This is a genomic window from Desulfotomaculum sp. 1211_IL3151 (assembly GCF_036763075.1).
Lineage (GTDB): Bacteria > Bacillota > Desulfotomaculia > Desulfotomaculales > Desulfotomaculaceae > Desulfotomaculum.
The window spans coordinates 1-21,708 of the sequence record NZ_JBAIYV010000013.1 but is presented as its reverse complement, the minus strand read 5'-3'; the positions used below and the strand labels follow the sequence as shown (position 1 = coordinate 21,708).

The 21,708-nt window shown below is 42.7% G+C and carries 21 protein-coding genes, 1 tRNA gene, 2 riboswitches and 3 other annotated features; of the genes, 5 read left to right on the top strand and 17 right to left on the bottom strand.

The window, feature by feature from the left end; translation table 11 throughout:
- Positions 1 to 10: 10 nt before the first annotated feature.
- The 12 genes from zapA to V6C11_RS02400 form a co-directional block, all read right to left on the bottom strand.
- The gene (gene zapA, locus V6C11_RS02455) at positions 11 to 283 is read right to left on the bottom strand and encodes a cell division protein ZapA (RefSeq protein WP_333529493.1); all 273 of its coding nucleotides are present in this window, start codon (positions 281 to 283) and stop codon (positions 11 to 13) included.
- 193 nt (positions 284 to 476) lie between these two features.
- Positions 477 to 2,897 (bottom strand): phenylalanine--tRNA ligase subunit beta, encoded by a 2,421-nt coding sequence (gene pheT / locus V6C11_RS02450; protein ID WP_333529492.1) that lies wholly within the window; start codon positions 2,895 to 2,897, stop codon positions 477 to 479.
- Between the two features lie 21 nt (positions 2,898 to 2,918).
- Positions 2,919 to 3,941 (bottom strand): phenylalanine--tRNA ligase subunit alpha, encoded by a 1,023-nt coding sequence (pheS, locus tag V6C11_RS02445; protein WP_333529491.1) that lies wholly within the window; start codon positions 3,939 to 3,941, stop codon positions 2,919 to 2,921.
- Between the two features lie 46 nt (positions 3,942 to 3,987).
- Positions 3,988 to 4,234 (bottom strand) — a binding site (T-box leader).
- A gap of 175 nt (positions 4,235 to 4,409) precedes the next feature.
- Positions 4,410 to 5,213: a TrmH family RNA methyltransferase gene (locus tag V6C11_RS02440; RefSeq protein WP_333529490.1), complete on the bottom strand. Its 804-nt coding sequence runs from the start codon at positions 5,211 to 5,213 to the stop codon at positions 4,410 to 4,412.
- A 451-nt stretch (positions 5,214 to 5,664) separates the two neighbouring features.
- Complete coding sequence (gene rplT / locus V6C11_RS02435) at positions 5,665 to 6,021, bottom strand: 50S ribosomal protein L20 (RefSeq protein WP_333529489.1); 357 nt, start codon at positions 6,019 to 6,021, stop codon at positions 5,665 to 5,667.
- A gap of 35 nt (positions 6,022 to 6,056) precedes the next feature.
- Entirely contained in the window at positions 6,057 to 6,251 is a 195-nt protein-coding gene (gene rpmI / locus V6C11_RS02430; protein ID WP_333529488.1) for a 50S ribosomal protein L35, read from the bottom strand.
- A 16-nt stretch (positions 6,252 to 6,267) separates the two neighbouring features.
- Positions 6,268 to 6,798, bottom strand: coding sequence for a translation initiation factor IF-3 (infC, locus tag V6C11_RS02425; protein WP_333529528.1), 531 nt, complete (start codon positions 6,796 to 6,798; stop codon positions 6,268 to 6,270).
- 22 nt (positions 6,799 to 6,820) lie between these two features.
- Positions 6,821 to 6,943, bottom strand: a sequence feature (ribosomal protein L20 leader region).
- A gap of 164 nt (positions 6,944 to 7,107) precedes the next feature.
- Positions 7,108 to 9,018 (bottom strand): threonine--tRNA ligase, encoded by a 1,911-nt coding sequence (gene thrS / locus V6C11_RS02420; RefSeq protein ID WP_333529487.1) that lies wholly within the window; start codon positions 9,016 to 9,018, stop codon positions 7,108 to 7,110.
- Positions 9,019 to 9,067: 49 nt separating this feature from the next.
- Positions 9,068 to 9,282: a binding site (T-box leader), on the bottom strand.
- 38 nt (positions 9,283 to 9,320) lie between these two features.
- A complete protein-coding gene (locus V6C11_RS02415) occupies positions 9,321 to 9,923 on the bottom strand; it encodes a DUF445 domain-containing protein (protein WP_333529486.1) in 603 nt (200 codons plus the stop codon).
- Between the two features lie 75 nt (positions 9,924 to 9,998).
- Entirely contained in the window at positions 9,999 to 11,162 is a 1,164-nt protein-coding gene (locus tag V6C11_RS02410) for a hypothetical protein (RefSeq protein WP_333529485.1), read from the bottom strand.
- A gap of 242 nt (positions 11,163 to 11,404) precedes the next feature.
- Complete coding sequence (gene ytxC, locus V6C11_RS02405) at positions 11,405 to 12,298, bottom strand: putative sporulation protein YtxC (protein WP_333529484.1); 894 nt, start codon at positions 12,296 to 12,298, stop codon at positions 11,405 to 11,407.
- A gap of 185 nt (positions 12,299 to 12,483) precedes the next feature.
- The gene (locus tag V6C11_RS02400) at positions 12,484 to 13,221 is read right to left on the bottom strand and encodes a hypothetical protein (protein ID WP_333529483.1); all 738 of its coding nucleotides are present in this window, start codon (positions 13,219 to 13,221) and stop codon (positions 12,484 to 12,486) included.
- A gap of 164 nt (positions 13,222 to 13,385) precedes the next feature.
- On the opposite strand from V6C11_RS02400, the gene V6C11_RS02395 reads away from it, so the two are divergent.
- From V6C11_RS02395 to V6C11_RS02385, 3 genes are all read left to right on the top strand, one after another.
- Positions 13,386 to 13,646: a hypothetical protein gene (locus V6C11_RS02395; protein ID WP_333529482.1), complete on the top strand. Its 261-nt coding sequence runs from the start codon at positions 13,386 to 13,388 to the stop codon at positions 13,644 to 13,646.
- Between the two features lie 607 nt (positions 13,647 to 14,253).
- Positions 14,254 to 14,529, top strand: a complete 276-nt coding sequence (locus V6C11_RS02390; protein ID WP_333529481.1) for a metal-sensing transcriptional repressor — start codon at positions 14,254 to 14,256, stop codon at positions 14,527 to 14,529.
- A 117-nt stretch (positions 14,530 to 14,646) separates the two neighbouring features.
- The gene (locus V6C11_RS02385; RefSeq protein WP_333529480.1) at positions 14,647 to 16,518 is read left to right on the top strand and encodes a heavy metal translocating P-type ATPase; all 1,872 of its coding nucleotides are present in this window, start codon (positions 14,647 to 14,649) and stop codon (positions 16,516 to 16,518) included.
- 202 nt (positions 16,519 to 16,720) lie between these two features.
- Here V6C11_RS02385 and V6C11_RS02380 read toward each other — a convergent pair whose 3' ends face one another.
- On the bottom strand, positions 16,721 to 18,100 hold the full coding sequence (locus tag V6C11_RS02380) for an alanine/glycine:cation symporter family protein (protein WP_333529527.1): 1,380 nt from the start codon (positions 18,098 to 18,100) through the stop codon (positions 16,721 to 16,723).
- Positions 18,101 to 18,199: 99 nt separating this feature from the next.
- Positions 18,200 to 18,295, bottom strand: a riboswitch (glycine riboswitch).
- An 8-nt stretch (positions 18,296 to 18,303) separates the two neighbouring features.
- Positions 18,304 to 18,376, bottom strand: a riboswitch (glycine riboswitch).
- A gap of 686 nt (positions 18,377 to 19,062) precedes the next feature.
- Between V6C11_RS02380 and V6C11_RS02375 the strand changes: the two genes are divergently transcribed.
- Positions 19,063 to 19,159 (top strand) — tRNA-Cys (locus V6C11_RS02375).
- Between the two features lie 180 nt (positions 19,160 to 19,339).
- On the opposite strand, the gene V6C11_RS02370 is transcribed toward V6C11_RS02375, so the two are convergent.
- Complete coding sequence (locus V6C11_RS02370) at positions 19,340 to 19,762, bottom strand: MarR family winged helix-turn-helix transcriptional regulator (RefSeq protein ID WP_333529479.1); 423 nt, start codon at positions 19,760 to 19,762, stop codon at positions 19,340 to 19,342.
- Positions 19,725 to 20,045, bottom strand: coding sequence for a transporter suffix domain-containing protein (locus V6C11_RS02365; RefSeq protein ID WP_333529478.1), 321 nt, complete (start codon positions 20,043 to 20,045; stop codon positions 19,725 to 19,727). The genes V6C11_RS02370 and V6C11_RS02365 overlap by 38 nt, the downstream gene beginning before the upstream one ends.
- A 120-nt stretch (positions 20,046 to 20,165) precedes the next feature.
- On the opposite strand from V6C11_RS02365, the gene V6C11_RS02360 reads away from it, so the two are divergent.
- Positions 20,166 to 20,327, top strand: coding sequence for a hypothetical protein (locus tag V6C11_RS02360; RefSeq protein WP_333529477.1), 162 nt, complete (start codon positions 20,166 to 20,168; stop codon positions 20,325 to 20,327).
- Between the two features lie 12 nt (positions 20,328 to 20,339).
- Here V6C11_RS02360 and V6C11_RS02355 read toward each other — a convergent pair whose 3' ends face one another.
- Together V6C11_RS02355 and V6C11_RS02350 are read right to left on the bottom strand one after the other, a co-directional pair.
- The gene (locus V6C11_RS02355) at positions 20,340 to 21,113 is read right to left on the bottom strand and encodes an arsenic resistance protein (RefSeq protein WP_333529476.1); all 774 of its coding nucleotides are present in this window, start codon (positions 21,111 to 21,113) and stop codon (positions 20,340 to 20,342) included.
- Between the two features lie 44 nt (positions 21,114 to 21,157).
- Positions 21,158 to 21,337, bottom strand: coding sequence for a hypothetical protein (locus V6C11_RS02350; RefSeq protein WP_333529475.1), 180 nt, complete (start codon positions 21,335 to 21,337; stop codon positions 21,158 to 21,160).
- Between the last annotated feature and the right edge of the window lie 371 nt (positions 21,338 to 21,708).

The window sequence follows — 21,708 nt, the reverse complement described above, 5'->3', positions numbered from 1 at the left end:
CATGATCTGGTCATGAGTTACTAAGGTTTGCTTTTTCCGGATCCATCATTTGCAAGAGGTTGTCATACTGTTCCTGAAGCTTTAGAAGTTCATCGACCAGATTAACAACCGTCAATACAGCTACTTTATTGGGAGAAAGTACAGGGTTTCTGTGACTTACCTCCATCATCTTTTTGTTCACTAATTTGGCGACCGTTTGCATATATTCTGGGGATTCATGCCCTTTTAAGGTGTAGTACTCACCAAATATTTCTACCTCCACCTTGCTTGGCTGCTTAGACATTTTTGACCCCCCTATTACCTTTGCTGATTGTTTATTCGCTGTTTTCTAGCAAATCCCTTCAGCTTTTTGCATTTTGCATAATAAATAGAAAAAATGGCCGTAGGATATGGGCCTTTGGTCTCAGGGATAAATAACCTGTCCCACCTTGTCCCAAAAGGGAGTGTCGCTTGCGACACTCCCTTTTATGAGGGTCTTATTTTCTTAGTTCTGCTCCGGTCTGAGCAGTCAGTGATTTGATAATCCGCTGCATTTTATCGTTGATTTCCTCGTCCGTTAAGGTTCTGTCCGGGGCTTGGAACTTCATGGCAAAGGCTACACTCTTATAGCCCTCGGGCACCTGACTACCTTGATAGATATCAAAGATTTCTGTTTCTTGCAGTAAGCTTCCGGCTGCCTTTTGAATAATGGCTAGCATATCGGCAGCTAAAACTTCCTGCTGCACCAAAACAGCCAAGTCACGTTCTACTATGGGAAATTTAGGTAAACCGTGATATTGTTTTACCGGTCGGTTGGTTTGGGCCAGAGCCTGTAAATCCAGCTTCATCGCCACAGCCCTACCCGGTAATTCATAGTTTTCGATTACATTGGGGTGGAGCTCTCCCACTACCCCTAATATTTGACCATTCGCTTCAATCTTGGCACAACGTCCGGGATGGAAGCTGGGGTCTTGATGGCGGCTAAAGGTAATATTTTGAACTCCCAGGCCTTCCAATAATTGTTCCACTACACCCTTCATGAAGAAGAAATCCATGGGCCGAGCAGGTTGATTCCAAATTTTTTGCGTATTTCCATAGGCCACTGCCGCCAGTACAGGTACCTCTTCGGGCAGAGGCTGCCCTTCCTGGGGATAAAACACCCGTGAAATTTCAAAGATGGCTCCACTTTGAGCCCGTCGATTAAGATTTTTCTGCAGTGCCTCTAACAGACTGGGAACCAACACTGTCCTCATCACAGATTGTTCTTCACTAAGGGGATTCTGCAATTTCATAGCATTTCTAAATTTACTATCCTGGGGTAAATTCATTAAATCAAAGACCCTAGGATGAACAAAGCTATAGGTAACAACTTCATAGAAGCCGCAGGAAATCATAATGTTGCGGATGTCCCAGTTCATTTGCTGTTCCGGTGTACGTACCCCCTGGGTGGAGGCGCCAAAGGGCAAGGTCTCAGGAATCTGATTAAAACCATGCATTCTAGCTACTTCTTCGATTAAATCCCACTCACCGAAAATATCCGGCCTGAAGGTAGGAACCGTAACCAGTAAGTCATCCCCCTGCTCTTGCACCCTAAATTGCAAACTTTCCATGATTCTAAAAATTTCTTGTTTGGGAATTTCCACTCCCAACACCCAATTGACCCGGCTGGGTCTTAGCAAGATCGTTTTTTCAGCGATGGGGTTGGGGAATTGGTCAATGGTACCGGCAACAATTGATCCCCCGGCCAATTGTTGGATTAATTGCACCGCCCTGTCTGCAACCCTGCGGCAGCCGTTAACATCGATGCCCTTTTCAAACCGTACCGAGGATTCCGAACGCAGTCCCAGGGCTTTGGAAGTGCGCCTTACATTAATGGGGTGAAAGTAAGCAGACTCAATGAGCAGGTTTACTGTGGCATCCGTAACCTCACTGTCCAGACCTCCCATTACCCCAGCCACTGCCACCGGACCACTTGCGTCGGTAATGGCCAGCATCTCCGGATTTAAGGTACGCTCAACACCGTCCAGGGAGACAATTTTTTCATTCTCTTTAGCTCGCCGAACAATAATGTGGTGGTTAGCCAGTTTATCATAGTCAAAGGCATGCAGTGGTTGACCCATTTCCAACATCACATAGTTGGTTACATCCACCACATTGCTAATGGGTCTCACGCCGGCTGCTCTCAGTCGATTTTGCAGCCAAATGGGTGAGGCTCCCACCTTGATGCCTTTAATCACACGGCCAACGTAACGGCGGCACAAATCAGGATCTTCGATCTCAATTTTCGCTAGGTCATTTATGTTTTCTTGGTTTTCTTCTACCTTGGGCACCGGAATTTTCAGTTCAGTATTCAATAGGGCCGCCACATCACGGGCAACACCGATCATGCTCAGGGCATCGCCTCGGTTAGGGGTGAGGTCTAATTCCAGCACGGAATCATATAAACCTAAAACCTCTTTCGCATCCAAACCGATCGTTACATCCTCCGGCAAAATCAAAATGCCATTGGCCATGTCCGAAGACATGAGTTTGCTTTCCATCCCTAGTTCTTGGCCGGAACAGAGCATCCCTCTGGACTCCACACCTCTAAGTTTAGAACGTTTAATCTGCAATCCCTTCGCCAATTTGGCCCCTTCCAAGGCAACTGGAATGATATGTCCTTCCCCTACGTTGGTGGCACCGGTAACAATTTGCAAGGGTTCCCCCTGACCAACATCCACCTGGCAAACCACCAGCTTATCCGCATTGGGGTGTCTTTCTATTTTTTCAATTCGCCCGGTAACAACATTTTCAATTTCAGCACCCAATTCTTCCACCACATCAACCGCCAGGCCAGATAGGGTTAGTTTATCTGCCAATTCCCGGGGTGAAATCTGGATGTCAACATAATCTTTAAGCCACTGGTATGAAACTCGCATGTATCTTAAAACCTCCCGAATCTAAAATTGTGCCAGAAATCGCAAATCGTTATCAAATAACAACCGGAGATCGTCGATGCCGTACTTCAACATGGCAATTCGCTCAACCCCCATGCCAAAGGCAAAACCTGTCACTTCCTCGGGATTGTAGCCGGACATCTCTAAGACCCTGGGGTGCACCATGCCTGATCCAAGAATTTCCAGCCAGCCACTTCCCTTACAAACCCTGCAGCCGCTGCCCTTACAATTGAAGCAAGAGATATCCACCTCTGCACTGGGCTCGGTAAAGGGAAAATAACTGGGACGCAGCCGGGTCTTGGTTTCTGGTCCGAACATTTGCTTAGCAAAGGTAGCTAAGATACCTTTAAGATCCGCAAAGGTAATATGCTTATCAACAACCAAACCCTCTACCTGGTGAAACATGGGGGAGTGGGTGGCATCATCATCCCGTCGATAGACACGGCCAGGGCAAATAATTTTAATGGGCACCTGGGGCACCATTTTTTCCATTGTTCTGGCCTGTACCGGAGAGGTATGTGTTCTTAAGAGAACCTCCGGATTAATGAAGAAGGTGTCTTGCATATCCCTGGCCGGGTGGTCTTTGGGTAAATTTAACGCTTCAAAGTTGTAATAATCCAGTTCTATTTCAGGCCCTTCCGCAATTTTGAAGCCCAGGCCCATAAAAATATTTTCTATTTCCTGCATGACTTGGGTTAGGGGATGCAACCTTCCCAGGCCAAACCGATTGCCTGGCAAGGTAATGTCGATGGTTTCAGCAGCCAGCATTTTTTCCTTTTGTGCTTCCTTAACCCGATTATTTCTTTCTTCCAGGGCCTTCTCAATGGCCACCCTTACTTCATTGGCCACCTGTCCTAGCTTCGGCCTTTCTTCTGCAGATAAAGCACCCATACCCCGTAAAACTTGTGTTACTTCCCCTTTTTTACCTAGGTACTTAACACGAATATCATTTAGTTCCTCTGGGGTATGGGCAGCCCCCAGGGCCGTCAATGCCTCCTGGGATAAATTTCTTAATTTTTGCTCCATGATGCTCCTCCTGTAAAAATAGATAAAATAAAAAACCGCCCCTAATAAAAGGGACGGATCATCTCCGTGGTACCACCCAAATTGTTCTAGAAAAGAACCTCTTAGAGGATAAAATAATATTTATCCGCTTCTGATAACGGTAGAAGTACCGGCGCAACCTACTAGTATGTAATACGTTCAGACCGCAGCTCAGGGGTGAACTTTCCGGAGTTTTTCTTTAAAAGGGCTTCCAGTCATGACCCTTTCTCCCTGTAAAGAAAAATCTACATACTTTTCCCCGTCATAGCAGTAGTATATTAGTGTAGAACCAGCCGGCGATAATTAATATATGCTGTAACCGAACCGGTTGCTTCGAACAGGCTCCAAAAAAATTCGGCGGTTAGCAACACGCAACCACAACCTTTCATCCTTTTTTGGGGACCTTTCGACACTGATTATACCATATGGCTCTAAGCAAAACAAGAAAGTTTACTGAATTTTATACCTTTGCCTTACCGCTTCATAAAGCATGATGGCGGTGGCGGTGGCTACATTTAAGGATTCGGCATGACCCGGCATGGGTATGGTTACTTTCTGATGCTTATGGTCAAGGATAGCTTCCCTGGGCCCAGACCCTTCATTGCCCACCACAAGGCCCACCGGTCCCTGAAGATTTGCCTGAAAGATTGGTATGCCACCCACCGGCTCACCCACCAGTAAAGTGACCCCCAGGGAGGTTAGATAAGCCAAAGCCCCCTCTGCATCCTCTGCTTGCACCACTGGCAGGTGGAACAAGGAACCCATGGTGGAACGCAGTGTTTTAGGGTTGTATAAATCCACCGTCCCCTTCAACAAAACAACCCCGTTGGCTGCCGCAGCATCTGAGGAACGGATAATGGTACCTAGGTTTCCCGGGTCCTGCACCCCGTCCACAATCACCACCAGTGGCTGCTGCCCCCTCTTAACCACATCCCCCAAGGCATAATCCGGTTGCCAAAGCACTGCCAGCACCCCCTGGGGAGTTTCTGTATCGGTCAACTCTCCCATGATACTTTCAGATACCTCAAGGGTTTCTACTCCCTTGTCCCTGGCCTGCTTCAGCAACCCTTTCCCTCGTTCCCCCTGCACTCCCTGATCCGTATAAAGCAAATACTCCATTTGCCAATTGCTCGCCAGGGCCTCTTCAACAAAGCGAATGCCTTCCACGCTAAACTTTCTTTCTTTTTGACGGAAATTACGTTGGGATAGTTTTTTTACGTACTTTACCCGTGAATTTTGGCTAGATGTAATCATTGGATCTCCACCGTCTCATTTCTCCTTATAGAAAATCCATTGGTTTGAGCCTTGGACTTTTTATACATTGGAAAGATAACCCTACGAATTAGCAGGTGCTATCGTTATCCCCCTGAGCGACTTTAGCGGAGTGCCGTTAATAACTCTTGACAAGTGCAGGGCGAAATCAGGGGGGCGCGCTCAGGACGAGCGCGCAGCCTTAGCTGAGACAGGACGTCGAATCTAAGGCGACCCCTGATTTCGCCCGGAACGAGTCTTAGAGTTATCGGCACGGAGCTTAGGAGCGAATGGGGGATAACGATAGCACTCCCCGCTGATGCAATATCCCCTACACAACAAGCCATGGGGTCAAAAGAACAAGTCTCGCACCCGACTAGCTTGTTTTATACAGCAAAGGCATGGTCCAAAGACCATGCCTTAGTTTATATCACAATTGGGTTTTGGGGCAAGCTTAGGCTAGCTTGGACTTAGCAAGCTCAACCAGTTGGCCGAAGGCCTTGGCATCGTTTACTGCCAAGTCAGCCAGCATTTTACGGTTCACTTCTACATCGGCTTTTTTCAGGCCAGCGATGAAACGGCTGTAGGACAGACCATTCATGCGGGTTGCCGCGTTGATCCGAGCAATCCATAGCTTACGGAAGTCACGTTTTTTCTGACGACGGTCTCTGTAGGCATAAGATAAAGCTTTCATAACCGCCTGGTTGGCTACCCTGAACAGTTTACTGCGGGAACCTCTATAACCTTTGGCCAGTTTTAAAACCTTTCTGTGTCTATTACGAGAAACCACACTGCTTTTAGCCCGTGGCATGATGATTACCTCCTTTTACTTAAAAAAATCAACTATTAATAGGGCAGCAGTCTTCTAAGTTGAACTGCATCGGATTCATGAATGATAGAAGACTTGCGCAGATTACGCTTACGTTTGGCGGATTTTTTACCAAGAATGTGGCTTTTAAAAGCGTGCCAACCACGAATTTTTCCAGTGGCAGTTTTCTTAAATCTCTTAGCAGCCCCACGGTGGGTTTTAATTTTAGGCATTTAGGGCAACTCCTTTCTAATCCTGCTTCTCAATTTTTGGTGCTAAGATCATAATCATATTTTTACCTTCAAGTTTAGCGTGTCTTTCCACAATGCAAATATCCTTAAGGTCTTTGGCCAAACGTTCCAGCAGAATTCTTCCCAGTTCGGTATGAACAATTTCTCTGCCCCGGAACATAATCGTAACCTTGACCTTATCGCCATCTTTCAGAAAGCGTTCAGCGTTCTTAGATTTTACTGAATAGTCATGATCTTCAATGCGGGGCCGCAGCTTAACCTCTTTAATCTGAATAATCCGCTGCTTTTTCTTTGTTTCCTTATCCCGCTTGCTTTGCTCATATTTGAATTTACCATAATCCATAATACGGCAAACCGGCGGTTTGGCCTGGGCAGCAACCTCCACCAAATCCAACTGTTTTTCCTCTGCCAAACGCAGGGCTTCTTTTACAGGCATAATGCCCAGTTGGTTGTTGTCAGCGTCTACTACCCGTACTTCACGTGCTCTGATTTCCTCATTAATGCGTTGCTCTTGTTTGGAAATATATATTCACCTCCAGATTTTAAGTTAAAACAAAAACAAAAAGCGGGTGATAAACACCCGCTTATAGACACAACTATAAAATAAATTTGTGTTAGATGACCCTACGAACCATCGTTGTAAGGTGAGAAGCGGGATGCCTCTACTTGCTAAATATATTGAGTTCAACAGATGAAATTGTACCATAGCCTGCCTATGGAGTCAAGGCTTTCCCTTTGATAATTAGAAAAGCTTGGTTCGTTTATGCCCTTAAGGGCACAAGCGAGCCTTAGCTTTTCTTATACGATCATCCTTAAAATCTTATTCTTTCTGATCGTGTTAGAAAATAGCCCTGGTATGGATGTCCTCCACAATCTTTTTAATAAATTCATCAACGGCTACGGCCCCAACATCTCCCTTGCCGCGCTGCCGCAGGGCCACCGTTCCCTGCTCCATTTCCCGATCTCCGATGACCAGCATATAGGGGATTTTTTGGGTCTGGGCTTCTCGAACCTTATAATTAATTTTTTCATTCCTGGCATCCAGTTCCACCCGAACATCCAGCGCATCTAGTTTCTTGACCAATTCCCTGGCATATTCATGGTGCTTGTCGGTAATGGGCAATACTTTAACCTGTATCGGGGCCAACCAAACTGGGAAGGCTCCTGCAAAGTGCTCCGTGAGGATGCCGATAAAACGTTCAATACTGCCGAAAACAACCCTATGAATCATGACCGGGCGGTGCTTTTGACCATCTTCACCAACATAGTTAAGATCAAATTTTTCCGGCATTTGGAAGTCCAACTGAATGGTACCACACTGCCAGGTTCTGCCCAGGCTGTCGGTTAGATGGAAGTCAATCTTAGGACCATAAAATGCCCCGTCACCCTCATTTACTTTGTAATCCATTTTCTTAGCTTCCAGAGCATCCCGCAGGGAGTTTGTTGCTGTTTCCCACATTTCATCGGAGCCCATGGATTTCTCGGGGCGAGTCGATAACTCCACATGATAGTTTAAGCCAAAGGTATTATAGAAGTAATCAAACAGGTCGATGACCCCGATGATTTCCTCCTTAATCTGACTGGGCAGCAGGAAGATGTGTGCATCATCCTGGGTAAAGCAACGCACCCGCATCAGTCCGTGCAAAGCACCGGACAGCTCATGGCGGTGTACCAGACCCAGTTCACCCCAGCGCAGGGGAAGATCGCGATAACTGTGCATTCTAGCTTTGTATACCAGAATACTACCCGGACAGTTCATGGGCTTAACGGCATAATCCCCTTCGTCAATCTTGGTAAAATACATATTTTCCTTGTAATGGGCCCAGTGTCCGGACTGTTCCCAAAGACCGCGATTTAAGATAATGGGGGTACGAATTTCCTGATAGCCACGTCTTTTATGTTCCAGACGCCAGAAATTTTCCAGCTCATTGCGTAAAACCATGCCCTTCGGATGGAAAAAGGGGAACCCTGGACCCTCTTCCTGGATACTAAACAGGTCCAGTTCTTGACCTAACTTTCTATGATCACGCCGCTTCGCTTCCTCTATGCGGAACAGGTGCTCATCCAATAATGTCTTTTTAGGGAAGGAGGTACCATAGATACGCTGCAGCATTTTGTTTTTCTCACTGCCCCGCCAATAGGCCCCAGCAATACTCATTAGCTTAAGGCTTTTTAATTTACCGGTGGAAGGAACATGTGGTCCGGCACATAGATCATTAAAATCCCCCTGATGATAGCAGGAGATCACAGCATCCTCTGGCAGGTCCGTAATTAGCTCTACCTTATAAATTTCACCCTGTTTCTTGAAATGCTCCAGGGCTTCTTCCCGGGACAGCTCTGCCCTTTGGAAAGGAATATCTTCTTTAATGATGCGATTCATTTCTTCTTCAATCTGCTCTACCTGGGCCGGGGTAAAGGGTTGCTCCATATCAAAGTCATAGTAGTAGCCATCTTGAATGGCCGGGCCAATGGCCAGTTTGGCATTGGGAAATAATCTTTTCACAGCCTGGGCCAATACGTGGGCAGTACTATGCCGATAGACATTTCTTCCCTCTTCGTCATTAAAGGTCAATAGTTCTAAGGCAGCGTCTTCATTTAGGGGATGGTCAACATCCACAACCTTGCCATTAACCTTACCGGCCAAGACCTCCCTGGCCAGCCCCTGGCTGATACTTTTAGCAACTCCCATTACTGTACTTCCTACGGGATACTCTCTGACGGAACCGTCCTTAAGTGTTACTTTTATCATGGTGTTTCTCCTTTCGGTAGTAAATATAAAAAAACCCCGTCTCTGATTACTCAGGGACGGGGTTATCTCCGCGGTTCCACCCTGGTTGGAGCCATAGACTCCCACCTCAAAGGATGATAACGGTGTCAAACCGGTTTGCTTACTAAGGTTCAGCAAACAGCTCCAAGGTGGTCTTTCAGACAGAGGTATCGGGAAGTACTTGCAGCCTGGGTCTTCCTCTCTGGGCGAACATACTGTCCTACTTTTCCTTATCACAGCACATACTATTTACGGGTTAATTATAGATTTACCGGGCACAAATGTCAAGCAGACAGATAAACCACCGCAACCTGCACAAGACCAATAACGAAACCCAAAACACCACCAATGATTTCGATATGTTTTAGTTCCCGGGAGGCAACGTCTACTATTATTTTCTCCAAATGCCGAATATCATAAGCATTCATTCTATCTTCAACCAGTTGGGCAATTTTAACCTTTTCTGCCACACTTCCTCCGGCCTGATCCACTATTTGCTCGATTACCTGGGGCATTTGTTTATGCAGCATGTCCCCCATCATTTCCAAGATAACGGTTCGAATGGTGACGGGAACCCAAACAGGTATCTTATCTACCACCATATTACGGATGGACTCACTGGCAGTGTCAACAATCCGACTAAGAACTTCCGGCGATTTCATTTGGTTGATCAGGTCCGTTACATTCAGTAGTTCCTTCTCCACCACTTCACCGATGCTTCTGGCCAACTCCTGCCTTCTTTTGGGAACAACTCCTTGAATTGAAAAGGAACCTATAATATGAATCGGCTCATAGGGTTTAAATATAGCCTTAACGGCAATTAGGTTGGTAACCCAACCAATAAAGGCACCTATAACGGGGATTAATAGCATCGTCCACCACTGCACCTTACATGACCTCCATTCGTCAATTAACGACATAACTATATCAAAATGCCCGGTAAGGTGCAATAGATTTACAGATTACTCATTTTCCATCGTTGTCACAGCTTGATAAGGTTGCACGATAAAATTCACAGGCAAGTTCGTTCCACCTGCCGGCATCCAATTTATTGTAATCTCATCACTATTCTTGATATCTTCCTTGTAAACAAGAATTCCTTGTTTTACAGTATTCAGGCCAATGGCTGTAGTCTCTGTGGGACCGATAAATCCTGGCTTAACCAACTTCCCATTAATTTTAATACTAGCAGCGGTACCGAAACCGCCACCTCGGGAATTAATCACAATTGCCCCAGGCGTCTGTAAGTACGGAATTAATTTAAAGCTTGTGTGATACAAAACGCCATAGTTCCCATAGTTCACTACTTTCTTACGATCCACTGCGGAATAGCCTTGTAAGTAGTCCGCCTTTCCCGCTACGCCAACTGCGGTATAAGCCCGTCCATCCAAGCCAATTACATAAGTATGATAGTAATCTGCTGTATCAAAAGTCCCCCGTAAAATAGTGGGTGCTTTCTCACCCGGGTTGGTTTTTTTGACTAATATGGGCAGGCCCTTTAGCGAAGCTTTTTCATCCGATCTTGTTACGGTGGATACCTGTACTGTATCACTGGCCGTTGCGTCGTAGATAAAGTTCACCAATTGATCCTTCTTTAGGCAAACAGGTTCGGCCAAAAATACCGTTTGCCAAGGTTCTATTACCAGGGTTTTATCTACGCTTGAATTAAGCCATGACTGCACCGCATCTTTTCCTGCAGCCATATAATTCATAGAAGGCCCGGCAACCGCCATTTTTTCAATTTGCACGGTCACAGGGTGATCATTTTTATTCGTTAATAGAATCGAAAAATACAGAGGCTTTGTAGAACTATTAACATGGTAATCAAAGACCCTGAACCTGCCATTATTTTTAAAGGGATAAATGTTATCCTGGTACGAGATGCCCGGCTTATCAATGTATTCAGGGAAATCGCTAAATATCAAAGTTCTAGAGCCTTTGGGCTGTTCTGATTTAAATTTATTGGACAGTGTTTTTAAAAATACGGCCGGATTGCCCTCAAAGTTAATGGTGCTTCCTAAATCATGCTGGTTATAATCGATTAAACTGGACGGAGTCGGAATACTAGCATAGGCAGCGTTCATAAAGGCAAAAATTAGAACGATGGTAAGTATGGTTCTTTTCATTTCTTTGTTCATCCTTCGTTGTTACTTTTTTAATGTGTTGAATTGTTTTCCAGTTATACCTTTCTATAAGAATCAAATTACTCCTCTTGATTTCGACAAATTTTGTTAACCAAATTTCTCCTTTAAAGTACCTAACGTACCATACCCTTTATAACAATACATTTTATAATGAATTTTTATTTATCCGTGATACCATCAAATGTGTTGGTCTAAGTAAACAAAAAAACCGCCTGTTGACGGTTTTATTGCTGCTGGTTTTGGCATAATTTACAGCCGGTACATTCATTTACCCTTCCCTCGAAAACATGCTTGATCGTATCGATCGTAGTTTGGGGTTTTAGATGGCTTCCACAATGAAATACTATTTTATTAGGAGCGATGGTAATAAGGGCACTGATAAGTAAGTCTTCATAATTAATTTCATTGTCCATAACATCAAGAATAAAACCCTCTAAAAATTCACTATCAATTGGTTCATGTTTTTGATCAAGAAGTTGGTAGGTACCTTTTCTGTTTAACAAAACATTCACAACATCCACCTTGGTATCTTGGATTTCTACGAAATACTTGAGAAGCTGAATAAATTCTTTATATTCCCTTTCCATCAGAAAATCATCAACAGCCTGATCAACCGTCTCCTTTATCTCGTTAATATAATCTTTCAGGCGAAATCTTACAAAACCATCAATGACCAGGCTGTTATTTTGTTCCAAAAACTCTACCAATCTCTTAATAATAAAATTCTTTCTATCCAAACGTTCCATGCGGCCCGGAAATACCTTTAATCCATTGGCATAATCCTGGGAATACTGGAAAATTGTTTTTTTCTCATCTTCATTAAAGAAAAAATAACTTTCCCGGATAATGTCCAAAATAATTGCCTTTTCCCAGTGATTTAGAATTAGGTCAGAAATGATGTCTGCTACAAAATGTCTAAACAACTCCTGATCTTCCAGTGGCCCGCCACAGCATATGGTTCCATTGAAATCACAGGATAAAAAGGTGATATTACCGGCTGGTTTTTCGGTAAGCTTTACGATTAGGTTGTTATCCTCATTAAATTGAAATTCTTTACCAAGCTTATCTCTCAATAAGTCAATATGCTGGGTGGCTCCAATGGAAAGACACTGACTCATCCCCGCTATCACCCCTTCCTTTACTACTAGTATATGAGAGGCATTTTTTTGTATACTGGTTCAAATTTGGCGAATTTTTAAATATAACTTCTTCTACATGCAGTATCGGCAGAATTCTATGTTGCTATCCCATGTAAAAATTATGGATCGATCCTAACACTGGAGTTATTGAGCATAATTTCTTTTTACTTTAAAAACATAAAAATAGATATAAACATAAGCAAAACAACCACTACCAGAGGTAACCAACTTATTTTACATATTTTTGTTTCCTCACAGACTTTCGCGATGGTATCAGAATTTGCTTTATTCCATTCACACCTAAAATTTCCATAATTTTCAATATTCTTTACCAGAAGAGGGGCCTGTTCAATATCAATCGTACAGCTTTTGGGTACAAAGGGAACCGCATCTGATTTTTTGCGCCTTGGTTTTTTATAGGTGGGACCTAAAATATCCGGTGAATTTGGCCGTTCGATATAGCTATATTGCTTAACCGGTACTTCTGGGGCAAAAGCCACACTTTGATTATCTGGAAGGGAAAGATTATTGGTAATACAACTCTGGTCAACAAAGGGCACCCCCGTTTTTATCATCCTGCGACTCTTGGTTTTTTCTCCAATAATATCAGGAACTGGGCCAGGCCAGGCTGGATCGGTATTTACAAAGGTCTGCTTTTTACAAAAAGTTGTTACTGCATGGCTTAGAGAATTTGTGATGCAACTTTCAGAAACAAATCGATTGAAGGGTTTCTTGATGCGCTTTTTATTCGTGGTCAATATGATATCTGGGGCAAGGCCTTCTTGCAGGTTTGGGACCCTATCCGAAGAGGATTTATGTAAAAGTAAGTCCCTTTTTTTAATAACCCGAGGATTTATCTTATTTCCTTTACTGTTACTGTTACGTTTTCTTTTTCTAGCCAAAAAGTCACCCCTTTTCTTTTGGCTTTTTAAAAGTATATTAGGTAACTGCACTAAAGATTTTTGTTTTATAAATTTTTGTTAACTCTTTTGGAATTTCTTTTTCCAATTACATCACCTTTTTCTACATTATCCAATATCATGGAAAAAAAGGAAGGTGTTTCTTTATGTTTAAGGAAGTTGAAGAATTAAAACAACTTTGTGAAGCTGAAATCATGTCCCTAAAGCAGCAGATAAAAATGATGCAAAATTCCTTTTTTCTACGCTGGAACGCAAAGGCTACCATTCAAGTAGCAGAAGCTAAAGTAGCCAAGATTCAAGAATTATTGGTGAAACTGGAGACACTCTCGGAACAGGTAACACCCGTTGTCATGGACATTAAAGAACTCCTGGGCATTGAACTGCATGGCGTGAAGAAGGGCAAGTAAAAATATTAAAAGGGAGTGTCGCAAACTACTTTTGATCAGTAGTTTATGACAACTCCCTTTTTTCTTCTCCAGATCACTTAGACAACCTGTGTAAAATAAATAAAGGCGGCCACCAGCAAAAATCCTATGCCGATCATGAACTTAATATCCAAACTTATCCCCTCCCACAGCCTTTGCTATTATTATAACGAGGGTGTGGGTAAAATTAAATATGGTTCAAAAGGAATTGGACACCTGGACGCGAATATCTACCAAAAAGAGAGGGGGCATGTTTCGTGGATATTAGTTCCATTGCATCCTACATTGCAATTATTATTGTGGTTATCGTGATCTTTAGAATGATCGGTAAAGGTGGCTGAGGCTGCAAATAAGCTGTACCGTGTGTACAGCTATCATTTTATCCAAATTACGAAAAAGTTCGACATAGAAATGCCACCCTATGTCATTTTATGATTCCTACGAAGAAAGCGAAACAATATGAAAAAGTACCCTATGTATGATTTCAATTCCATATCTTGAATTATTATAACAGTACCGTTTCAAATTGACTTACTGCACAAAACATGATACCCTTCTTATACCCATAGGGGTATAAGGGGGTGAGCTTATGCGCCAGTGCATGGATACGGATAATCTTCATAGAAGATTAAATAAAATCATGGGGCAAATAAAAGCCATTGATAAAATGATAGAAGAAGATATCCCATGCGAAGATATACTTGTTCAAATCAATGCTGCCAAAGGTGCTTTACACAAAGTTGGGCAAGTTGTACTTGAAGGACACTTAAATCACTGTGTACGAGAGGGCATTGAACACGGGGACGCTGACAAAACGATTTCCAAGTTTGCAAAAGCTGTTGAACACTTTTCACGCATGACGTAAAAAAGTGACATTCCTAAAGCAGTCGATTTTCGGCTGCTTTTTCTATTGACAAAAGCATACCTATAGGGGTATGCTTTTGTTGAATATACATATACCCCCATAGGTATAAAAGGAGTGATGTTTTTGATTGCCTTTTTTAGGGATTTTTTTAGAGAGGATGAAAAGCCGACTATTCTATTTCTCTGTCTTTCTTTGATGTCCTTGATTATTAGTTTCTTTAATATTGGAGGACTTCCCATTGATGCGGCATGGCTTGCTATTTTGCTCTGCGGTATCCCGATCATTAAGGGAGCGATTGTCGGGCTCGTCACCGAGTTTGATATAAAGGCTGACGTATTGGTGTCGATTGCTTTAGTCGCTTCGGTTGTGATAGGTGAGCTATTTGCCGCCGGTGAAGTTGCTTTCATAATGACGATTGGTGCATTTTTGGAAGAACGGACAGTCGCGAAAGCCCGTGCCGGAATTGAAAAGTTAGTACATTTATCACCTACCACGGCAAGAGTAGTGCGAAATGGTGAAGAAAGTATGATACCTGCTGAACAGGTTGTTGTCGGTGATACTCTCCGGGTGTTAGCCGGGGAAGCAATCGCGGTAGACGGTGTTATTATAAAAGGTCAAACCTCAATCGACCAATCGGTTATGACAGGTGAAGCACTTCCGGTTGACAAGAACGAAGGCGACGAAGTTCAGAGCGGGACGGTTAACCAATTTGGAACCTTTGATATGACCGCAACAAAAGTTGGCGAAGATAGTTCCCTGCAACGTATGATACGGCTTGTTGAGTCGGCTGACGCAGGAAAGGCAAAAATAGTTGGAATGGCTGACCGTTGGGCAACCTGGATTGTTGTTATCGCTCTCGTATCGGCAGGACTTACATGGTACTTTACGGATGAAATTATCCGTGCCGTTACCATTCTTGTTGTTTTCTGCCCCTGTGCATTGGTGCTTGCCACTCCAACCGCAATCATGGCGGGTATTGGCAATGCAACAAAATATGGTATCCTCGTTAGTCGAGGGGACGCATTGGAGCGTTTAGCGAAAGTACGGTGTATTGCATTTGATAAAACTGGAACGCTTACATACGGTAAGCCGTCCGTGGTACAAGTGGAAAGCTGTTCACCTGATATGGATAACGATCGCTTGCTTGGAATGGTGGCATCCGCAGAACTACGCTCTGAACACCCTCTGGGAAAAGCGATTGTTGCTCATTATAGGCAAGTAAGCGGCACCCCTCCAAAAGAACCGGAAGCATTTCAATTATTGCCGGGACGTGGTGTTGTGGCGACAGTACAAGGGCATGAAATTTTTGCAGGGAATGAAGCACTCATTGCAGACCATGATTTAGAAATACCAAAACAGCTTGAAGAAAGGGCAAATGGCGCAAAAGCAGACGGCAGTACGGTTATTTATGTAATGGATAAAACGCGCTTAATTGGTTTAATTGCACTTTCCGATACACTTCGTCCCGATGCGGCGCAGACGATTAAAGATATTTCTGCAACAGGCGCTAAAACGGTTCTTCTTACGGGTGATACATCACAAGCCGCTAATCATATTGCGAGTATCGCGGGCATTGCAGATGTGAGGTCAAACTGCTTGCCGGAAGATAAGTTAATTGCTATCCGTCAATATCAGGAAAATGGAGAACCTATTTGCATGGTAGGCGACGGGATTAACGACGCGCCGGCCCTCAAAGCTGCCCAAGTCGGCATTGCAATGGGCGGCATTGGAAGCGATATAGCCATTGAAGCTGCGGATATTGCCCTGGTCGGTGATGATATTCGGGAAATCCATCATCTTATCTTGCTTTCACGAAAGGTAATGAAAACAATTAATATCAACCTTGCAGCTTCTATGATACTCAATTTTGCTGCGATTGCATTAGCGATTACTGGCATACTTAATCCTGTGGTCGGTGCTCTCGTACATAATGTAGGTTCTGTGGCGGTTATCATCAATTCATCCTTGCTCTTAAAGTGGAGGAAATAAGAAATGAAAGATCTTTATTAGAAGAAGCGCCCTTGCCTACAGGTTGTCTTGCCGCTGGTTGGATGACAGGGTTTCTTTCAACCCATCGCCCGGCAAACATGCCGGACGAACAACAAAAAGCTCCAGAGGTCTTCTCTGAAGCTTTTTATTGATCCCGCTCACACGATAGGCTTGGCACAAGCCAAACTTTTCTAAATAAGAATTAAGCCGGTTCCGAATGATTTTTTGTTTGTTGGGCCTTTACATGATCCATATAACGGTTAGTTTCTGAGATAATAACACCGGTTAAACCGAGTAAAGCGATTAGGTTTGGCAGAGCCATTAAGCCATTAACGATATCTGCCAAGAGCCAAATCGCCTCCAGTTTCAAAAAGGCACCGGTTGCCACTAGGCCAATAAAAATTACGCGATAAGCCTTAATACTTTTAACACCAAAGAGATACTCACAGCAGCGTTCTCCATAATAATTCCAGCCCAGAATAGTGGTAAAGGCAAAGAGAACCAAACCAACCGTTAAAATCACTGGCCCAAAGCCAGGAATGGCAGCTAGGAAAGCGTCGTTGGTCATGGCAGCACCCTTGGCTTCGCCTGTCCAAACGCCAGTAACCACCAAAGACAGTCCTGTCATGGTACAAATGATAATGGTATCAATAAAGGTACCCGTCATGGATATTAGTCCCTGTTCCGCAGGCCATTTTGTTTTTGCCGCAGCCGCAGCAATGGGGGCACTACCCAAACCTGATTCATTGGAGAAAACACCCCTGGCCACACCACTTCGAATGGCCAACATAATAGAGGCACCCAGGAAGCCACCAGCCGCAGCAGTACCAGAAAAGGCACTGGTAATAATCAAATTTACAGCATCCGGTAACTTGTCAGCAAATGTAACTAAGATATAAATACAACTTAAAACGTAGAAAACAGCCATAAAGGGTACAATTTTGGTGGCAACCCGGGAAATACTTTTTAATCCACCAATGGTAACCAAAGCAACCAGCACAGTAACAACTGCCGCGGTGATGTAAACAGGAATACCTAAGGATAGTTTACAGGTATCTACAATGGCATTGACCTGGGGGAAGGTACCAATGCCAAAAAAGGCTACCAGCACACCACTGGCCGCAAACATGATGGCCAAGGGGCGATACTTACGACCCAATCCCCTTTCGATGTAATACATGGGACCACCGGAAACTTGACCATTTTTATCAATGGTACGATATTTGACCGCCAGTAAACCTTCGGCATACTTAGTGGCCATACCAAAAAAAGCAGCCATCCACATCCAAAAGATTGCCCCTGGACCACCGGTGCCTACAGCAGTGGCCACACCTACAATATTGCCAGTACCCACAGTAGCTGCCAATGCCGTACACAAGGCCCCTATGCTGCTAATATCGCCGGTGCCATCATTTTTCGCCCTAAAAATAAGTTTTAAAGCCATTGGTAAACGAGTTAACTGAATAAGCTTAAGTCTTAAAGTTAGCCAAATTCCTGTGCCTACCAACAGCAATAATAGGGGTGGGCCCCAAACAAAACTATCCACTTGATCAAGAATTTTTACATAATCCAATTTCCCCATCTCCCTTTGTGATAAAAAATAAAGAGTCAAATCCATGATTCGACTCCAGAGAGACAGACAACGGGAAACAAAAGCAAAACAACTAAACCATTGCTTTTTCTTTCACCCTCTGTCCTTTTGCCTGAGAGATTTACAGCCAAACCCGGCTGTTTGCACCTTCGGCGCCCAATAATGGGTCTCTCCAGAGTTCTGTCTATTTACGGTTCCACTTTATCAAAGTACCTGAGAGTTTAACTCCTTCGGCGGGCATCTCTGCCACTCTCCCGCAAATATCATCCAGTTTTTTTATTCAATTGCACAGACTTATTTTAATACTTTTTTCAAGATGTGCAATATTTTAGAAAGATGTTTATATATTCTAATTATTTAATACTTTTGTCCCTTAGGAGTGGACAATTCGAATGTAGTAATATTTACTCTGAGTTATTATTAAGCGAGTAAGCCGGCAAAAAAATACCATATTCTGTTGACAAAATAAAAATCAACGCCATTTTTGGTGGCGTTGATTTTTATTTTGCTTCATCATTTACATGGAGATATCTAAAGGCAAAATCAGCAAAGTCTAGAAATTCTTGGAATAATTTACGCATAATTTACCCCCCTTTTCCGGTTTAAGAACTTTATCTTAATCAGATTATAGTACCTTCCAGAAAAAATGTAAATCTTCATGTACCACTGAATGAGACCATATTTCTAAATATAAACAGGTTACACCCAGTATATCTTTTAATAACTCAGATTTTTAATAAAAAAATTAATGATTTTCTATTGACTATATTTTTTTAAAATGATATAAATATTATTTTGTGATAATTATATCTTTCTCAACCAAGCATGCTGCTCAAAAATAACGAAATGTCGCCTTCAACCTTTGAAGAACTATAACCAAAGGCTATGTTCGGATGCTATATTATAAAAATAAGTAATTTGTAGTATTAATTATAGTTATGATAGAATGATTTGGGGAGTATGAGGAAGGTTCCTCCCACGGACTGCAAATCCGCTGGCCTATCTGCGATCCAGATGGGAGTCCGGTTCGATTCCGACTTCTCCCCTCCATCCTTACCAGGGTTTGCTCAATTTGGCAGAGCAAAAATCAAACAGGTACAGTACAAAAAGCATATAAACTAATATAAAAAAGGGGTAGATACAATTTGTATCTACCCCTACGTGTGCTCGAAAAGAGAACAACTTCAACTTCATGCCGATTTGCCTTGGATTATATGTGAGCCTTCATCATCATGACTCAAGTAATTCTCGTAATTTTTGAAGTGTAGATAATGTATTTACCAATTCTACAGGTGACATATTCGCGTAATATTTATCAGAAACTTGTTGATAAAATGCTTCCGTTTCTTTTTTATAAAGCAACCCTTTTTCGCCTAATTCAATTGAAAATGTACGTTTATCCTCTGTATGTCGCTTTCGAATGACATAGTTTCCCTTTTCAAGTTTTGCTATCTGTTGACTGATAGCACTTTTCGTTATATCCATTTTTTCAGCTAGTTCTGTAGGTGAAGAGTGTGGATGCCTCATAATCATTGTTAACAATACATGTTGTTGGTTATTTAATTTGAAATTGGTATAGGCTCTTTCCTTTTTTTCGAATATAATCCATATGTCTTCAATCACTCGACTGATCTGTTCTGCTATATTTTTCATGTTTTTTCCCCTCACGATTTTTTCGCCAATTTTTTGGGTTTAAATACCTTTTAAATTTTGCGACCACTTCTTTTCCAACGAGTAAAGCACCACTCCAAAACATAATTTCTGCAACTATTATACTGCCTGTAATGATGCCTGCCTTTACCATCGTTGGAAGTGACATAAATGGCACAATGAGCGGAATCAGCCAAAGAATACAAGAGAGGATTAAAAGCCCCATGCCAAGTTTATAAAGAATTGATTTATTTTGCCCCTTTACGCTGGAAACCGTTTCCTTCAACATAAAACCTCCATTGGAATATAATTTAGTTAACTTAACTAAATTATATTCCAATGCTAGGGTGATTACAAGAATAATAAAATAGGGCTTCCAACAAACAGGCGGCAAGCTTGGAGTTAAATGAAGCTCGGGTCTACCGGCAAAGAGAAAATATCGTTTAACAAATATAAAAAGGGCAGATACCAAAACCAATTTGTATCTACCCTAAATATCTTTATGGTGGAACGTACGGGATTTGAACCAGTGAACCCCACTGTCAACGTGGTTTGTGGTACGAAGTAAAACCGTTTTCTACTATCGATCGACGTTAGCATGATAAGTAAATTTCTCCGTGTCCCGTAGTAAAACCCTTGGAACCACACGGACATAAATTAGTTCACCAACAAGTTCCACAATTGTTTGTGTTACGATCACAGCCGACACTAAGCCATTTAGTGGTTCAGGTAGAGCCAATGCAAATGCAAGAACGACAAGGGAATTGCGGGTTCCAGAACTGAAAACAAGTGCACGCCCTGCTCTGGTATCCAATCTAAAAATACGCGAACAAATACTTGCAAGAATGGGTATGATTGCCATAAATGCTGCATAGACGGGAATGACCTGAATAATAATATCAAAAAATTGATATAATCTGCTAATTTGAGATGCGACAATAACAAAAAGAGTTAACGCCATAAAGGGTACGGGAAGCCATGCCGTGGCATCAAGGAACCGTTCCCCTAATTGTTGCTTCCCTGCCCAAAATTGTGTAAGAAGAGCAAACAATAACGGAAAAACAATGAGTCCGAAAAAGGCTTCAAGAAAAGGCTCAACATGGACGATTTTTACCGCCTCCGTACCCATAAAGAGCCATAGGTACACGGGTAACAAAATCATCTGTGTTACAAATAGCAGCGGTGTGGATACCAGAACGAGTTCTTCGTTGCCTTGTCCAAGATGTGTAAAAACAATAACATAATCTATGCAAGGCGTTAACAAAACTAGAAAGACACCTAACAATAGTGCTGTATCGTCTGGAAGAAATCGTGTCAGTCCCCAAACAACGACAGGAACAACGATATAATTCATCGTAAGCAAAGCATAAAGAAAACGTCGATTTGACAGAGATTCTTTTAACCTAAAAAAGGGATTTGCGTAAACATCCCATACATCAAGATGGCAAGGACAAATGAAATGGTACGATCGAGTTTTGTAGCAAATTCAGACCATAATAAACCCACGCCAGTTGCTATTACCAGTGTTAATGCATAGAACCAAACCTGATTTTTTTCCAATTGCTCCCTTGAAAGCATCTTTCCCCCCTCGGTGTTTCTCCATTTTAGACCACAAATGATAGCAGCGTGAAAAAGCAAAATGGATTATTCCTTCTGAGATTATATCATATCAAATAATATTTAATAATCTCCCTCGTTTGTATAAGATGCGCACAACATTTCAGCAAATGTTCACCAAGACATACTTACTGTAACAATTATGTAGGGGGAAAACTTTTTAACCAATAATAAAGGGGCTGTCGCAGTAAGACAGCCCCTTAATAAACAACAAAAGACGGCGACTGGCAAATGCCAGAAGCCGTCTTTTGTTGTAAAATATAGTTGTGAACAACACTTTACAGCCAGATTATACATTAACCGGGAATGTATATCAACTGGTAATTCCGATG

Excerpts from the sequence above, each read along its gene's own strand:
- V6C11_RS02385 (WP_333529480.1), top strand. The coding sequence starts at position 14,647 with ATGTTTTTGATTGCCTTTTTTAGGGATTTTTTTAGAGAGGATGAAAAG.
- V6C11_RS02440 (WP_333529490.1), bottom strand. The coding sequence starts at position 5,213 with ATGATTACATCTAGCCAAAATTCACGGGTAAAGTACGTAAAAAAACTA.
- pheS (WP_333529491.1), bottom strand. The coding sequence starts at position 3,941 with ATGGAGCAAAAATTAAGAAATTTATCCCAGGAGGCATTGACGGCCCTG.
- rpmI (WP_333529488.1), bottom strand. The coding sequence starts at position 6,251 with ATGCCTAAAATTAAAACCCACCGTGGGGCTGCTAAGAGATTTAAGAAA.
- V6C11_RS02390 (WP_333529481.1), top strand. The coding sequence starts at position 14,254 with ATGCGCCAGTGCATGGATACGGATAATCTTCATAGAAGATTAAATAAA.
- V6C11_RS02395 (WP_333529482.1), top strand. The coding sequence starts at position 13,386 with ATGTTTAAGGAAGTTGAAGAATTAAAACAACTTTGTGAAGCTGAAATC.
- thrS (WP_333529487.1), bottom strand. The coding sequence starts at position 9,018 with ATGATAAAAGTAACACTTAAGGACGGTTCCGTCAGAGAGTATCCCGTA.
- V6C11_RS02410 (WP_333529485.1), bottom strand. The coding sequence starts at position 11,162 with ATGAAAAGAACCATACTTACCATCGTTCTAATTTTTGCCTTTATGAAC.
- V6C11_RS02380 (WP_333529527.1), bottom strand. The coding sequence starts at position 18,100 with ATGGGGAAATTGGATTATGTAAAAATTCTTGATCAAGTGGATAGTTTT.
- V6C11_RS02360 (WP_333529477.1), top strand. The coding sequence starts at position 20,166 with ATGAAGCTCGGGTCTACCGGCAAAGAGAAAATATCGTTTAACAAATAT.
- V6C11_RS02355 (WP_333529476.1), bottom strand. The coding sequence starts at position 21,113 with ATGAATTATATCGTTGTTCCTGTCGTTGTTTGGGGACTGACACGATTT.
- pheT (WP_333529492.1), bottom strand. The coding sequence starts at position 2,897 with ATGCGAGTTTCATACCAGTGGCTTAAAGATTATGTTGACATCCAGATT.
- V6C11_RS02370 (WP_333529479.1), bottom strand. The coding sequence starts at position 19,762 with ATGAAAAATATAGCAGAACAGATCAGTCGAGTGATTGAAGACATATGG.
- zapA (WP_333529493.1), bottom strand. The coding sequence starts at position 283 with ATGTCTAAGCAGCCAAGCAAGGTGGAGGTAGAAATATTTGGTGAGTAC.
- rplT (WP_333529489.1), bottom strand. The coding sequence starts at position 6,021 with ATGCCACGGGCTAAAAGCAGTGTGGTTTCTCGTAATAGACACAGAAAG.
- ytxC (WP_333529484.1), bottom strand. The coding sequence starts at position 12,298 with ATGAGTCAGTGTCTTTCCATTGGAGCCACCCAGCATATTGACTTATTG.
- V6C11_RS02350 (WP_333529475.1), bottom strand. The coding sequence starts at position 21,337 with ATGCTTTCAAGGGAGCAATTGGAAAAAAATCAGGTTTGGTTCTATGCA.